The organism is Streptomyces sp. DT224, assembly GCF_049844595.1.
In the GTDB taxonomy this organism is placed as follows: Bacteria; Actinomycetota; Actinomycetes; order Streptomycetales; family Streptomycetaceae; genus Streptomyces.
This window is the reverse complement of record NZ_JBNCLI010000003.1, coordinates 243,024-255,865: the sequence shown is the minus strand read 5'-3', so window position 1 is coordinate 255,865 and position 12,842 is coordinate 243,024. Positions and strand designations below refer to the sequence as shown.

Sequence of the window (12,842 nt, the reverse complement as noted above, 5' to 3'; positions counted from 1 at the left end):
CTCACACAGAAAGTGAGGCGCCCACCATGAGCGCTCAGCCTATCGAACCCCCGCCCGACTCCTACGCGGTCAGCAGCGACAACCGTCTCGCCGTGCAGGTGCTGATCGACAACATGGGGCTTCCGGCCCCGACGCTCGTCGCCCGCCCGGACGCCGTGCACGTCACCCTCGCGGACGTCGACGACCTCGCGCAGTGGGTGTACGAGCTCGGCGGCGAGGTGCGGCGCGGCATCGAGATCGACGGTGCGTCGCTGTGGACGCTGCGCACGGAGACGCCACGGCGCCTGAACGGCAGCACGGTGCGGATTCTGGTGCACGTCCCGGTCGTGTCCGGCGAGGACGTCCTCGCCGAGCTGCGGGCCGTGGCGGTGGCCGAGTGAACGCGCACCGCGTGCAAGCGGCGACGGGGGTGATCCTCGGGGCGCTGGCCGGTACGGACTCGTCGGCGGCCGGGGTCGCGGCCGCGTTGGAGGCGGCGGGGCTGCTGCAGTCGCCCGAGTCGGCGACCGAGCTGGAGGCGCTGCGTCGGCGGGTGGCCGAGCTGGAGGACGACTCCCGCCTGCTGGCCGCGCTGCACGCCGGTGGTGTCGACAACTGGGACGGCTACGAGGACGCGTGCGAGGTGACGTCGTGACGACCGCTCCCCTCACCCGCCGCCCGGCGCCGAGCCCGGCCGCCGTCGCCCTCGCCGCCCAGTGCCGCAAGGCCAAGGCCCTCGCCGACGACGCCCCCACCCGATTCGGGCACCTGCCCACCACCGCCGAGGCCACCGCGGCCGGCGGCGAGGTGCAGTTCATCGTCCGCCCCACCTCGCTCGCCGACTGGGTCCGCTGGACCGTCGCGCTCGGCGTCCACGGTCACCGCGGTTCGAGCACCGGCGCGCAGATGGTCGTCCGGTTCGAGGTCGGCGGTGTGCGCGGCCGGCTGATCGGTGTCGGTGTTCCCGCCCTGTTCGCCGAGGTCTACGGAGGTTCCTCCCGTGTCTGACGAATTCATCCCTGCCCCCATCGCAGTTGGCGTGCGGGCGATCCCCGGCGGTGCCCGGCTGCTGCTGGACGCGTTCACGCAGGCGGTGATCGAGGACGTCCTCGACGCGCTGTTGTCGACGGACCCGGGCAGCGACCTGTACGAGCGGCTCGTCGCGCTGGCCGAGTTGGAGCCGTCCGAGCGGGCGCTGCTGCCGGAGCACCGGATGCCGTACGAGGAGTTGGTCACGGATCTCGCGGCGCGGGCGAGCACGCACACGCACGTGTACGGGGGGCGAGGTCTCGTGCTGGCTGAGCGGGTCGCGGTGGCGGCGGTGCAGTCGCTGCCTGCCGGTCACTGGGGTGCGGACGCGCTGTGGGTGTGGCAGGCGATCAGGGGCGAGGCCGAGGCGCTGGCCGAGGCCCGTGCGGCGGTCAAGGGTGGTGCTGCAGCGTGAACGGTCCCGAGCACTACCGCGCCGCCGAGCGTCTGCTCATCGAGTCACGCGACATCCTGCGGCCGAACGACGAGGGCCCGTGCGAGGCCGACCGCACCATCGCCGAGGCGCAGGTGCACGCCACCCTCGCGCTCGCCGCCGCCACCGGTGCCGCACCGGCCGAGACCGCGCCCGCTGCCGTCTACGTGTACCGCGCCGCGTGGGGCATGACCCCGCTCGGCACGTACACCAACGCCGAGGCCGCGCGGAAGCACTGCGAGGCCGACGTCCTCAACCACGACGCGGACGCCGGGGGCGGCACGTTCGAGTGGTTCGGCGACGAGTCCGAGCCGGACGACCCGTCCGAGCTGCTCATCCAGAAGAACGGCGCCGAGAGCACCACGGATTACACCGTTACGCGCATCGAGGTCGCCGCCGAGTACGACCCGGAGGCGGACGCATGAAGAAGACGTACCGTGACGAGTGGCGCGTGATGGTCACCATCAAGCCCCGCCGCCCGGCCGACCTCGGTCTCACCGGGCTCGACGACCTCGCCGAGTTCATCGCCCCGCCCGTGCAGCCGATCACCGTCGCCGTGCTCCCGCGCCGCCTCGGCAAGCTGAGCGCGGGCATGTCGGTGAGCGACCGCATGATCAGCCGCGACGTCGAGGGCGACTACCGGCGCCGCTGCGAGGAGATCGCCACCGAGCTGCGTAGCCGCCCGCACATCGAGGACGTGACCGTCATCTGCACGGAGACGCACACGTGTTCGTTCTGCGGCTACGGGTGGGAGGTGCTGACCGCCGAAGAGGCGGCCGACGACTCGGCCAACATCGACGCGTACAGCGTCGAGGGCGAACCGGTGTGCTGCGACAAGGCGATCGTCGAGTTCCGTACCGAGCGCGGCATCCCGGCCGTGCAGCTCGGGGGTGCGGCATGAGCAACCTCGACACTGCCCGCGAGGCAGCCCGCGCGCTGCTGCTCGCCGAGACGGGCGACGCCCGGATCGGTTGGCGGCAGTGCTTCACCGAGCTGGACGGCAGCGAGCACCCGAACGCGATCGCGCCGGTCTGTCTCGACGACTCCCACGACCCGAACGACCCGACGGTGTACACCTGCTGCCCCGAGCCGGTCATCGAGGTCGACTCGCACATCATCGGCGCGTACCTGGTCGAGCTGCTGCACGCTGACACGGCGGGCGGTGAGCCGGAGTGAGCGAGCGTCACACCCCGCGCTCCTGCGCGCGATGCGGCCGGCAGGCGGCCGAGCTGCGGCACCCCGCGTACCGGCGGGTGCGTCACCTGCTCGCCGTGCCCGCCCCTCGAAGTGGGGGTGCGGCATGAACGAGCACGAGAAGCTCGCCGCGGCCGTTGCCGCCATGGGCGCGCTGCCGATGCCCGTCGGTAACCCGCTGAAGTACCGGCCGGGGCGGAGCTCGGCGCCTGGCCGGCCGTCGAAGGTGGCGGCGTTCCTCGCCGGGGCCCGCAACGGCCGGGCGGTGTGCGGTGGCTGATCCTCGCCACGCCGTGGCAACCGAGCGGGGTCGCTACTACCGCGACCCCGCCGGGGGCCCGGATCTCATCTCCGTGACCAACGCCCTGTCCGCAATCGCGAAACCCGCACTGCTCCCGTGGGCCGCCGGGATGGCCGCCGACCGGGTCCTCGCCGAGCCCATCGCGGTTGCCCGCCGGGCCCGGAACGAACCGACCGCACTGCGCCGCGACCTGGTCGCCGCGCACCGCGAGTACACCGACCGGGCCCGGGACCTCGGCACCCGCGTGCACCTGCGGGCGGTCGCCCTGGTACTGAACACGCCCTACCCGTACGACCCCGAGGTCGAGCCGTACGCGATCCAGCTCGCCAGCTGGTTCCGACTGTGGCGCATCAACGTCGAGCGGGACGTCGAGGCGATCGAGACGACCGTCGTGCACCGCCGCTACGGGTACGCCGGGACCGGTGACCTGTGGGTGTGGCTGCGGTCCGGCCCGCACGGTCGGCGGCAGCTGTGGCTCATCGACTACAAGACGTCGATGAAGAAGCCGGACACGGTCGTGTACGACGAGCAGCCCCTGCAGCTTGCTGCGTTGCGGCACGCCCCGGTGTGGCTGCTCCCGGACGACACGGACGGCGAGGCGCCCCGGGTCCGCCGGACCGCGCTGCTGAACCTGCGGCCCCGGTCGCACCGGCTGATCGAGGTTCCGTCCGGCCAGGCGCAGTTCCGGGCGTTCCTCGCGGCGACGCGTACCTCCCGCTACCTCCACACCGCGCCGAGCGCGTACCCGACGATCCTGCCCGACTGGGCGCCGGGATCACCTGAACGAAAGGCGGCTGCCTGATGGGGCGCCGGATCATGACCATGAAGCGGCAGGCCGCCGAGCTCGGCCGCATCCGCACCGGCTACAGCCGGCCGAACCCGAACCCCGGCAAGGGACCGATCCCGGTCAAGTCGAAGACGTTCGTGCTCACCTCGCACTCGCGGGACTACGTGGCGGCGGCCGCCGAACTGTACGGCGGCACGGTGGAGCAGTGGACGCCGCAGCGGTCGAGCATCGCGCAGTGGCGGGTGATCACCGACGCCAAGGAGCTGAAGGCAATCGTCCCGGCGGGCGACCCGCTCAGCGTGTCGTACGAGAAGTGGGGCGGCGGCGGCTGCGAACGGCGCTGCGATGGCGAGACGGAGTCGATCAGCAGGCAGCCGTGCATCTGCCTGGCCCGGTTCGGCGAGGACTGGCACGAGCGGTCGGCCGAGCAGGTGTGCCGGCCGACGTCGAGGATCGGGGTGTTCCTGCCGGACCTGCCCGATCTCGGCGTGTGGCGGCTGGAAACCAAGAGCTACTACGCCGCCGACGCGATGGCGGGCGGTCTCGACACCGTGCTGCAGGCGACGGGCGGGGCCGGGCTGCTCCCGGTCCGGATGTGGATCGAGCAGCGCACCGCGGTCCGCAACGGGAAGACCAAGCAGTTCCAAGTCGTGATGCTCGTGCCCGCGCTGCCCAAGCTGCGGCACGCCCTGTCGGGGCCGATCAGCACGGCGGCCGCTCTCGATCCGGCGTCGCTGGACCGCCCGGCGATCGAGGCCGCGGCGGTGCCGGACTACGTGACCGAGGCCAAGGCGTGCGCCACCGTCGAGGACGCCCGCGACGTCTGGCGACGGGCCCGCGCTGCAGGGCACGTCGACCCCAAGGGCACCGACCCGCTGTCGCGTGAGCTGATCCGGATCGCGGACGACATCGCGGCCGGCGTCGACACCGCGACCGGCGAGGTCGGCGAGGACGACGACCAGGGCGACGACGAATACGGCCCCGACGGCGACGGCGCGTACCCGGTCGAGGTGCTCGACGACGAGCCGCCGGCCGACGCACACGCCGCTGGTGGGTGGCCCGAGGTCGCGACGCCGGGCGGGGGTGCGCGATGACGTGGCACCTGGGGCGCCTGTGCGCGTTCGACTTGGAGACGACCGGTGTTGACGTCGAGCAGGACCGCATCGTCACCGCCGCGGTGATCGGCCTCGGCGGTGGCGAGCAGACCGAAACGCACGAGTGGCTCGCCGACCCTGGGATCGAGATCCCGGCCGAGGCGACGGCCGTGCACCACATCACCACCGAGCACGCCCGCGAGCACGGGACGCCTGCGCACGAAGTCGTCGGCCACATCGCGGAGGAGCTCGCCGCCCGGGTCCGGAACGGGGCGCCGATCGTCGGGCACAACGTCCCGTACGACCTGACCCTGCTGGACCGGGAGTGCCGCCGCCACGGCCTGTCGACCCTGCACGACCTGCTCGGCGATGTCCCGCTGCAGGTCCTCGACACCCGGGTCCTCGACCAGCAGTGCCTGCCATACCGCAAGCGGCCGTCGGAGACGCAGGGCGCCCGGCAGCTGATCACGCTCGCGCAGGTCTACGACCTGCCGTGGGACGAGTCGGCAGCGCACGGCTGCTCGTACGACGCGCTGATGTCGGCGCGGGTGCTGTACCGGATCGGGACGCTCGCGCACATGCGGCGCATGGACTGGCCCGAGCGCATCAAGCACCACCGCAAGGCGCAGCTGCACCACCTCGGCGGGCTGAGCCTCGCCGAGTTGCATGCCGCTCAGATCGAGTGGGCCGCCGCGCAGGCCGCCTCGCTGCAGGAGTGGTTCCGGAAGACCGACCCGGCCGCCGTCGTCGACGGGTCATGGCCGATGAAACCCCTGGGGGACTCGTGAGTATCCGAATTGTCGACATGGACGAGCACGTGCTCGTCCTGACCGTCACGAACGATGGCCGCTCCACTCTGGAATTCCCGGGGCTCTGTGGCGAGGGGGCCGCCGCCCTTCTGCGGGAGCTCGCCGACCGGGTAGAGGCTTCGCACGGACCGGACGCCTGCCGCCACCACGCCCCACCCTCGATGCCCGCCGGCGGGACGCTCGACACTGAGCGCCGGGTGTGGACGGACGGCAGCGGCCACGCGTGGGACCTGTCCATCACTTGGCGTGCCGTCGACGGGGTTGAGTGGCGGTGGACCGACCGGTGCAGCGGCGACGGTGTGCCGGTGATGCGGGCCGGTTCCGGGCCGACCGAGCAGACCCTCGACGTCGTGTGGTCGCTGTACGGGCCGCTGGCCCCGGTGGCGGGTGAGCGTTCGTGAGCGCCGAACTCGTCCCGTACCTGGGGGCTGTGGCCGTGGCCGGTGCCGCTGCGGTGACGTGGGCGGCGCGGCTCGCACCCTCCCGCCCCGCCCCCGCCCCGGCGCCGGTGTTCACCGAGCCCGAGCCGGGTGTGCGGTGGCTGGTCTGCGACGCGCTGAAGTGCGCACACCGGACGGTCCCGCACCGCCCGCATCCGTCCGGCGGGTGGGAGTGCTCACGGTGCGAGCACGTGACGGGCGGTGGGGAGTCGTGAGCATCCCCGGACTGATCGCCCCCGGCGCGCTGTCGCCGACCGCCGACCTGGTCGCGGCCCCGGGCGGGCTGCGCGTGATCGGGTTGGATCTGTCGATCACGTCGACGGGCGTGTGCCTGCCGACCGGTGCGACGTACCGGATCAAGACCCGGTCCGCCGATGCCGACCGCAGGCTGCTGCAGATCCGCGACGCGCTCGCCGCCGAGCTCGCCGAGCACCGGCCGCACCTTGCTGTGATCGAGGATCTGCCGACGAAGATGCACGCCACCGCCCTGAAGATCATCGGGAAGCTGCACGGTGTCGTCGTCGGCGCGCTGCTCGACGCTGACGTGCCATACGCGTACGTCTCTCCGGCGACGCTCAAGCAGTACGCAGCCGACCACGGCAACGCGGACAAGGCGCGTCTTGCGGCGGCGGCGTATCTCGTGGCCGGTGTCGAGTTCGCGGACGACGCGGGCGGCGACCAGTGCGACGCGTGGTGGCTGCGCGCGGCCGGCCACGACCACTACGGGCAGCCACTGTTCGGGATGCCGCAGGCGCAGCGCGACCGACTGCTCAAGGTCGAGTGGCCGGAGGTTGCGCGATGAGTAACCGCCCACACGGCTACGGCCGTTACCCGCCGTGCAATGCGGCTCGGTCGGAACATCGGCGGGCTGCGAAGGCGAGCGTGCGGGCATGACCGGGTTCGGGCCGACGATCGGCAACCCGTCACCGGGCCCCGGCCTGCGGGTCCGTTTCGACGGCTCGAAGTCGATGGTGTCCGCCGACTGGTCCTGTGCCTGCGGCGCCCCGTCCGAGGACGCCATCGGCCCTGACGCGGTGCAGCAGCTGGTGCTCAGGGCCGAGCGGCACCGGCGGGACACCTGCACCAACAAGGACGTACGGCAGGCGGCCGCCATGAGGGACCACCGCCGTAAGCACCCCAGCAAGAGAAGGAAGTGACCATGCCAAAGCTGGACAAGGACGCCGAGGTCGAGCTCAAGCTCGACAGCGGGGCCGCCGCGGTGGAAGCCACCGCCACTCAGGAGCAGCGCCGAGGACTGTTCGAGCACCCTGGCATGGCGGTGTACGCCGTCGTCGAGCTGACGAGCAAGGCGTACACCGGGCACGCGCCGGGCGAGGACAAGTCGCCGCAGGTCAAGGTGCGGGTGACGCTCGCCGAGGTCGCGCAGGACAACGAGCAGGCGCAGCTCGTCGCCGAGGTCATGCGGGCGATGATGCGCCGCCGCCGGATGGACGGCACGTTGGACGAGCTCGGCGGCGGGTCGCGGGACGTCGAAGCGGCGGTGTCCGAGGCGCTCGGGAACATGCCGACCGAGGACGAGTACCAGGCGCACGAGGACCGCAGGGCCGCCCGGCGTAGCCGAGTCGAGCAGCACTGATGCCCCGGCCGCCGTCGACCGGCAGCGGGGCGCGGCGTACGCGCTGCACCCGCTGCGGTGCCCCCGTCCTGCGGCAGCTCGTCGGGCGCCGTGCCGCGCTCGATGTGACCGCGGACGAGGGCCGGGTGACGGCGGCGGCCGCCGGGCGGCTGCGCGAAGCGAACCGGCTCGACTGGTGCGTGCGGACCACCCGGGACGGGCCCGAGCTGCGGTGGGCGGACTGCCACCGCCGGGACGGGCCGTGCCCGCACGAGCACGTCATCGACCACCAGTGCACCGCCCCGCCGCCGGCCGCGCAGCGCCGGACCAGCACGACCACGTCCGTCCCTGACGGGCAACTCACGCTCTGAACCAGGAGATTCCGATGCCGTACTTCGTCGTTGACGATGGGGCGGACAGCCACCCGAAGATGATCCGCGCGAAGAACGCCGCGGTGGGGCTGTGGACGCGCGTCGGCTCGTACGTGGCCCGTCAACTGACCGACGGGCACGTGCCCGGCGAGGTCGCCAAGATGTATGGCAGCACCCCGCAAATCCGGCGGCTCGTCGAGGTGCGGCTGTGGCACGAGCACGGGCACACCTGCCCGCGGTGCCCGGCCGTCCGCGAGGGCGACTACTACATGCACGACTACGCGGAGTCGGGTAACCCGTCGCGCGCCGAGGTGCTGGCCCGCCGGGAAAAGGCCGCCGAGAAAAAGCGGCAGCAGCGGGGCGCACCGAAGCGCCCCCGCCCCGCGGCGCAGGCCCCGTTCGACTTCAGCGACGAGGAGCCACCGGCCGAGGAGGAGCCGCCGCCCCCGGCGCCGCCCCGGCCGGAGCCGATCGCCGCGGACTGGGCGCCGTCCGCCGAGGACGTCCACGCGGCACAGGTCGCCCGCACGGATGTGGGCAGGGCACCGCTCACCGCGGACGAGCTCGACGCTGTCACGCGCAAGTTCGTCCGCCGCATGAGCGACGACCAGGTGCGGGCGGCCGGGTTCGGCGGACGGTGGCGGCAGTGGGCGGAGAACGAACGCCCCAACCAGCCCCAGAGCGGCGGCGGGGTCGTCGTCCACCTCCCCGCCGGCCGCGCCAGCGGGCCGCCGATGTCGACCGCCGACCGGCGGGCCGCCGAGGCATTCGCACTCTCTCAGCGACTCCGAGCCGAAGGGAATCAGTGATCATGGACAAGGCCGACGCCGCCGAACTCCTCGGCTACTGCGCAGCGTTCGACAACCGCACCGTCGGCGAGGTCGACGCCACCGCGTGGGCCGCCGCACTCCACGACGTCCCGTACGACGCCGACACCACCGCCGCCGTCGCCCGGTACTACGGCACCGCCCCCGAGCGGGCCGGTGAACGGCTGTGGATTCAGCCGCACCACGTACGGTCCGGACGCCTCGCGATCCGGCAGGAGCGGCTCGGGACGACGCTGCCCGCGTACGTGCCCCCGGCCGAGGTCGAGACCGGTGCCGAGTTCGTTCGCCGCCGCCGGGCGCAGCTCGACGCGGTCGCGTCCGGCCGCATGGTCGGCGCACCGGTCGGCCGGCTGACGGGTGGCCCGGCGCACAACTTCACGCAGGAGCTCGCCCGCCGGTTCGGTGACAACGCGGTCGGGCGGGAGATCCCGGACGACGAGCCGCCGGCCGTTGACCCGGTGGTCGCTGCGGTGCGGCGGCCAGGGCCACTCGGTGTGGAGTGCCCGAGCTGCTCGGCGGCGATCGGCCGCCCCTGCCAGAAGATCGGTTCGCTCGGCGCCGAGGGCCGTACGCGGACGCTGCGTGTTCCGCACTCGGCGCGTGCCCGTCTGGCCCGTGGCGAGGTCATCGAACGGGAGACGCCCGAGGCGATCGAGCAGCGGCGCGCGGTGGCGTTGGCCCGGCTGGAGCAGATGATCGCGAACCAGGGGGCGGCGTCATGACGTACCCGAGCACGCAGCGCTCTCGCATCCCCGACGCAGTCGCCGCGATCGTCGCTGCGGTGATCGAGGACCACCCGAACGCCGGACCCGACGCGATCGGCCGGCTCGCGGTGGCCGAGCTCGCCCGCGAGGGCTGGCACTGGCACCTCGGGGCCGAGGTGATGTGCGCACCGCCCCGTGTCTCACGTGGTCCGGCCCGGCCGTCGGCTGCCGCCTGAACCCCCACCCAACTCACCAAAGGAGAACCATCATGCCCGCGATGACCATGCGCGAGATCGTCGACCGTCTGCGCCGTGAGCGGCCGGACGCCGTAGCTCTGCCGCCGTCGGAACCGTGCACCAACCCCCGCCACACGGGGCGTACCCGTGAGCTGCTGGGCTGCACCGGACCCGACCCCGCTGCCACGGTGGCCCGGCAGGTGCTCGACACCCCGACCACGGCCCCCGCGACCGCCGCTCCGCTGGCCGAGGTGTGGCAGGTGTGGCGCGAGGACGAGGCCCCCTACGGTCACTACGTCACCGAGGCTGCCGCACGGCAGGGCATGGTCGACTTCTGGGAGGAGGACGAGCCCGCGTGCCCGGACTACAGCTGGGACCGGCAGACCGCCGGGGCCCGGCTGGAGCTGGTGGTGGGCGGCACGCACTCCGGGGTGTACGCGTCCCGGCACCCCGTCTACGGCACCCCCGCGCCTGCCCCGGCCGCGCCCGCCGACCGCCGCGACCGGTACGCGGCAGCGCTGGCTACTGCGGGCGGCTTCGGATGGGACAACCTCGTCGCCAACTACCCGGACGACGCCGCGAGCTACCGCACGGAGGCCGACGCCGCCATGGCCGTCGCCGACACCGAGCAGGCCGCGCTGCGGGCCGAGCTGGCCCGGGTGAAGGACGACCGCGCCTACTGGCACTACGAGGTACGGAACGCCGACGCCCGCATCCGGGAGCTGGACACCGAGGTGGGGCAGTGGCGGGCGACGTTCGGCCGCGACGCCCTGCCCGGGGCACTGCGGCCGCCCGCGTTCCCCTGGGCCACGCTCATGGACACCGAAGACCTCGCCGAGTTCCTCGCCGAGATCGAGCACGCCGTCGCCACCCCCGGGGCCACACCCGCCGAGGCGCTGGCCGCCGTCGAGACCGCGTGCAGTACGTGGCGGCTGATCGCCGAAGCGCAGCACGGACACAACACCGCCCCCGGGCCCGACACGACCGAGGAGCGGCGCGAGCCGCACCCCACGGAAGCCGACCTGGCGCACGCCCTGACCCTGCTCAACCAGCTGCCGGCCACCGCCGCGACCAAGGAGCCGCAGCCGTGACCGGCCCGCGCCGACTCCCGCCCGGCTGGCACGACCCCGGCCCCGCCAACCAAGCCCCGAGCCTCGGCGAGCAGTACGTCGACGACGACGCCCCCGACCCCGCACCCCCACCAAACCGGGCCGCACGCCGCGCCTACGCCCGCACCCTGAAGAAGAAGGGCCACCGCCGATGACCGACCAGCCGACTGCAGTCGACACGCTGCGCGCCATCGCCCTGCAACACGCCCCCGGCCCCGTAGTGCAGCAGCTCCTCGACGACGTCACCACGGAACTCACAGGGCGCACCGTCGTACACCGCGACCAGCACGCCCGCCCGCGCCGGTTCGTCCTTGTCCGGCACGAGGACGTCACGGGCATCTCCGGCGAGGGGTACGTCGCCGACGGCGTGCTCTGGCCGGACGGCACCGCCTCGGTGCGGTGGCGCGGCGAGCACCCGAGCGCCGTGTTCTGGGACCGAGGCCGCGTGTCCGTCGAGTTCGTGCACGGGCACGTCGGCGCGACCGAGGTGCGCTGGCTCGACAACGAAGAGCCCGACGACGAGCCGGCCGAACCGGCGGAAACGGGCACCGCGCCGCTCGCGCTGCGCCGGGCGATCGACCGGGCCCTGACCGCGCCGGTCGCCTGCCCCGACTGCGGGCGCACGATGGCCTGCCCGTGTGAGGCGTCGCGCAGCGAGGGCCGCGTCGACGCCATCATCTCGGCGGTGTCCCGGTGGCTGCCGTGACGACGCCGACCGACGACGGGCTGTGGGACGACGACATGTGGATCGACGACTGCGGCGAGCCGGCCGAGATCGACATCGCGATGCTGCACGACCCGTACACCCTGCGCCCGGTACTTCCCGGTTACGGCCGACCCGCGACCCGGCCCCCGCGGTTGCTGGACGTGTACCGCGAGGTTGATGACGTCCCGGCGATAGACGCCTACCACCCGAGCCCCTGACGCAACGACGGGGCGCCCCCATCCGGCCAGATGTCCGGGGCGCCCCAACGCGGTGAGATCACCCTACGCACCACAGGAGACACCCCGCCATGACCCACCCTCACCGCACCCCCGCCGAGAACCTGCAGCACATCCTCGACCACTGGGACCACCTCACCGCCGCCCTCGACAGCACCGGCCCCGGCCCCGCCTGGCCCCCCAACCGGCCGGGCGCCGAGTACCTGCGCGCCCTCGACGACCAGGACGCCGCCGCCGTGTCCGCCGAGCAGTCCCTCGCCGCCGCGATCGCCCACGCCATCCACCACCCACAGCGGCTCGTCACCACCCGGCACCACACCGGGCAGCTCTACTACGAGTGCGCGTTCTGCACCCACGTCGGCGAGGGACACACCCACCCGGTGCGCCCCGACCGCGACCATGCACAGCTCGGCGAGCGCCCCGTGCCCGTCCGCCTCCACATCGTCGACACCATGCGCGCGGTCAAGCTCGGGCTCTGCGCCCTCGCGGACCAGATCGCCGCCCGGTCCGCGACCGACCCGGCCGACTGGTACGGGTCCGACCGCGCCCAGCGCACCGCGCCGACGGCCGCACAATGGCTGCTGGACCAGCTCGGCGACGGGCCGTGCTGCGCCACCCACGACGCCGACTGGGCGAGGATCGGCTCGTACGCCCGGGACGCCGCAGCGCGGATCGACCGAGTCCTCGGGCTCGGGCGAACCGTCGCAGTGCTCCCGGACATGCCGTGCCCCTGGTGCGGGGGCGACCTGGTCATGCACTCCGAGGCCGGCACAGTGATGAGCGTGTCGTGCGCGACCGGGCTGATCGACTGCCACGCCCCGGTTCCGTTCGACATCGAGCGGCGTGCCCGGGTGTGGTCGAGCGTTGAGCAGCTCGCCGCCCTGTACCAGGCACTGAGCGCGGCGGAGAAGCGGGCGCGGCGGGCGGAGGCTCGGCGCCGGCAGCGGGCGGCGGCGCGGGAGCGGCCCGCAGCGGCGTAGCACAGGCTTGTCCCGATGCCCCGGTCGTTCT

The 12,842-nt window shown here is 73.3% G+C and carries 25 protein-coding genes; all 25 read left to right on the top strand.

Features of this window, described 5'->3' with window-relative positions:
• The first annotated feature begins 26 nt into the window (after nucleotides 1–26).
• The 25 genes from ACLQ2N_RS08460 to ACLQ2N_RS08340 all read left to right on the top strand — a co-directional run bounded on the left by ACLQ2N_RS08460 (nucleotide 27) and on the right by ACLQ2N_RS08340 (nucleotide 12,811).
• Nucleotides 27–380 (top strand): hypothetical protein, encoded by a 354-nt coding sequence (locus ACLQ2N_RS08460; RefSeq protein WP_425810677.1) that lies wholly within the window; start codon nucleotides 27–29, stop codon nucleotides 378–380.
• Nucleotides 377–634, top strand: a complete 258-nt coding sequence (locus tag ACLQ2N_RS08455) for a hypothetical protein (protein ID WP_425810675.1) — start codon at nucleotides 377–379, stop codon at nucleotides 632–634. The genes ACLQ2N_RS08460 and ACLQ2N_RS08455 overlap by 4 nt, the downstream gene beginning before the upstream one ends.
• Nucleotides 631–987 (top strand): hypothetical protein, encoded by a 357-nt coding sequence (locus ACLQ2N_RS08450; protein ID WP_425810673.1) that lies wholly within the window; start codon nucleotides 631–633, stop codon nucleotides 985–987. The genes ACLQ2N_RS08455 and ACLQ2N_RS08450 overlap by 4 nt, the downstream gene beginning before the upstream one ends.
• Complete coding sequence (locus ACLQ2N_RS08445; RefSeq protein WP_425810671.1) at nucleotides 980–1,423, top strand: hypothetical protein; 444 nt, start codon at nucleotides 980–982, stop codon at nucleotides 1,421–1,423. The genes ACLQ2N_RS08450 and ACLQ2N_RS08445 overlap by 8 nt, the downstream gene beginning before the upstream one ends.
• Nucleotides 1,420–1,866 carry a hypothetical protein gene (locus ACLQ2N_RS08440; protein ID WP_425810669.1) on the top strand — a complete coding sequence of 149 codons (447 nt, stop codon included), beginning with the start codon at nucleotides 1,420–1,422 and terminating at the stop codon, nucleotides 1,864–1,866. The genes ACLQ2N_RS08445 and ACLQ2N_RS08440 overlap by 4 nt, the downstream gene beginning before the upstream one ends.
• Entirely contained in the window at nucleotides 1,863–2,342 is a 480-nt protein-coding gene (locus ACLQ2N_RS08435) for a hypothetical protein (RefSeq protein WP_425810668.1), read from the top strand. The genes ACLQ2N_RS08440 and ACLQ2N_RS08435 overlap by 4 nt, the downstream gene beginning before the upstream one ends.
• Nucleotides 2,339–2,617, top strand: a complete 279-nt coding sequence (locus tag ACLQ2N_RS08430) for a hypothetical protein (RefSeq protein WP_425810666.1) — start codon at nucleotides 2,339–2,341, stop codon at nucleotides 2,615–2,617. The genes ACLQ2N_RS08435 and ACLQ2N_RS08430 overlap by 4 nt, the downstream gene beginning before the upstream one ends.
• A 124-nt stretch (nucleotides 2,618–2,741) precedes the next feature.
• Complete coding sequence (locus ACLQ2N_RS08425; protein WP_425810664.1) at nucleotides 2,742–2,915, top strand: hypothetical protein; 174 nt, start codon at nucleotides 2,742–2,744, stop codon at nucleotides 2,913–2,915.
• A 13-nt stretch (nucleotides 2,916–2,928) separates the two neighbouring features.
• Nucleotides 2,929–3,738 carry a hypothetical protein gene (locus tag ACLQ2N_RS08420; protein WP_425810662.1) on the top strand — a complete coding sequence of 270 codons (810 nt, stop codon included), beginning with the start codon at nucleotides 2,929–2,931 and terminating at the stop codon, nucleotides 3,736–3,738.
• Between the two features lie 14 nt (nucleotides 3,739–3,752).
• Nucleotides 3,753–4,817: a hypothetical protein gene (locus ACLQ2N_RS08415; protein WP_425810660.1), complete on the top strand. Its 1,065-nt coding sequence runs from the start codon at nucleotides 3,753–3,755 to the stop codon at nucleotides 4,815–4,817.
• Nucleotides 4,814–5,605: an exonuclease domain-containing protein gene (locus ACLQ2N_RS08410; RefSeq protein WP_425810659.1), complete on the top strand. Its 792-nt coding sequence runs from the start codon at nucleotides 4,814–4,816 to the stop codon at nucleotides 5,603–5,605. The genes ACLQ2N_RS08415 and ACLQ2N_RS08410 overlap by 4 nt, the downstream gene beginning before the upstream one ends.
• A complete protein-coding gene (locus ACLQ2N_RS08405) occupies nucleotides 5,602–6,027 on the top strand; it encodes a phiSA1p31-related protein (protein WP_425810657.1) in 426 nt (141 codons plus the stop codon). Before ACLQ2N_RS08410 ends, ACLQ2N_RS08405 begins: the two co-directional genes overlap by 4 nt.
• Nucleotides 6,024–6,281: a hypothetical protein gene (locus ACLQ2N_RS08400; protein ID WP_425810655.1), complete on the top strand. Its 258-nt coding sequence runs from the start codon at nucleotides 6,024–6,026 to the stop codon at nucleotides 6,279–6,281. The genes ACLQ2N_RS08405 and ACLQ2N_RS08400 overlap by 4 nt, the downstream gene beginning before the upstream one ends.
• Nucleotides 6,278–6,868, top strand: coding sequence for a crossover junction endodeoxyribonuclease RuvC (locus ACLQ2N_RS08395; protein ID WP_425810653.1), 591 nt, complete (start codon nucleotides 6,278–6,280; stop codon nucleotides 6,866–6,868). Before ACLQ2N_RS08400 ends, ACLQ2N_RS08395 begins: the two co-directional genes overlap by 4 nt.
• A gap of 88 nt (nucleotides 6,869–6,956) precedes the next feature.
• Nucleotides 6,957–7,223, top strand: coding sequence for a hypothetical protein (locus ACLQ2N_RS08390; protein WP_425810651.1), 267 nt, complete (start codon nucleotides 6,957–6,959; stop codon nucleotides 7,221–7,223).
• 2 nt (nucleotides 7,224–7,225) lie between these two features.
• Nucleotides 7,226–7,663: a hypothetical protein gene (locus ACLQ2N_RS08385; protein ID WP_425810649.1), complete on the top strand. Its 438-nt coding sequence runs from the start codon at nucleotides 7,226–7,228 to the stop codon at nucleotides 7,661–7,663.
• Nucleotides 7,663–8,013, top strand: a complete 351-nt coding sequence (locus ACLQ2N_RS08380; RefSeq protein ID WP_425810647.1) for a hypothetical protein — start codon at nucleotides 7,663–7,665, stop codon at nucleotides 8,011–8,013. The genes ACLQ2N_RS08385 and ACLQ2N_RS08380 overlap by 1 nt, the downstream gene beginning before the upstream one ends.
• 14 nt (nucleotides 8,014–8,027) lie before the next feature.
• Entirely contained in the window at nucleotides 8,028–8,822 is a 795-nt protein-coding gene (locus ACLQ2N_RS08375) for a hypothetical protein (protein ID WP_425810645.1), read from the top strand.
• Between the two features lie 2 nt (nucleotides 8,823–8,824).
• The gene (locus ACLQ2N_RS08370; protein WP_425810643.1) at nucleotides 8,825–9,562 is read left to right on the top strand and encodes a zinc finger domain-containing protein; all 738 of its coding nucleotides are present in this window, start codon (nucleotides 8,825–8,827) and stop codon (nucleotides 9,560–9,562) included.
• Nucleotides 9,559–9,780, top strand: coding sequence for a hypothetical protein (locus tag ACLQ2N_RS08365; protein WP_425810641.1), 222 nt, complete (start codon nucleotides 9,559–9,561; stop codon nucleotides 9,778–9,780). Before ACLQ2N_RS08370 ends, ACLQ2N_RS08365 begins: the two co-directional genes overlap by 4 nt.
• 32 nt (nucleotides 9,781–9,812) lie before the next feature.
• Complete coding sequence (locus ACLQ2N_RS08360) at nucleotides 9,813–10,871, top strand: hypothetical protein (protein ID WP_425810639.1); 1,059 nt, start codon at nucleotides 9,813–9,815, stop codon at nucleotides 10,869–10,871.
• On the top strand, nucleotides 10,868–11,044 hold the full coding sequence (locus tag ACLQ2N_RS08355) for a hypothetical protein (RefSeq protein ID WP_425810637.1): 177 nt from the start codon (nucleotides 10,868–10,870) through the stop codon (nucleotides 11,042–11,044). The genes ACLQ2N_RS08360 and ACLQ2N_RS08355 overlap by 4 nt, the downstream gene beginning before the upstream one ends.
• On the top strand, nucleotides 11,041–11,595 hold the full coding sequence (locus ACLQ2N_RS08350; RefSeq protein WP_425810635.1) for a hypothetical protein: 555 nt from the start codon (nucleotides 11,041–11,043) through the stop codon (nucleotides 11,593–11,595). Before ACLQ2N_RS08355 ends, ACLQ2N_RS08350 begins: the two co-directional genes overlap by 4 nt.
• Nucleotides 11,592–11,813 (top strand): hypothetical protein, encoded by a 222-nt coding sequence (locus ACLQ2N_RS08345; RefSeq protein WP_425810633.1) that lies wholly within the window; start codon nucleotides 11,592–11,594, stop codon nucleotides 11,811–11,813. Before ACLQ2N_RS08350 ends, ACLQ2N_RS08345 begins: the two co-directional genes overlap by 4 nt.
• 89 nt (nucleotides 11,814–11,902) lie before the next feature.
• Entirely contained in the window at nucleotides 11,903–12,811 is a 909-nt protein-coding gene (locus ACLQ2N_RS08340; RefSeq protein ID WP_425810632.1) for a hypothetical protein, read from the top strand.
• Nucleotides 12,812–12,842 lie beyond the last annotated feature (31 nt).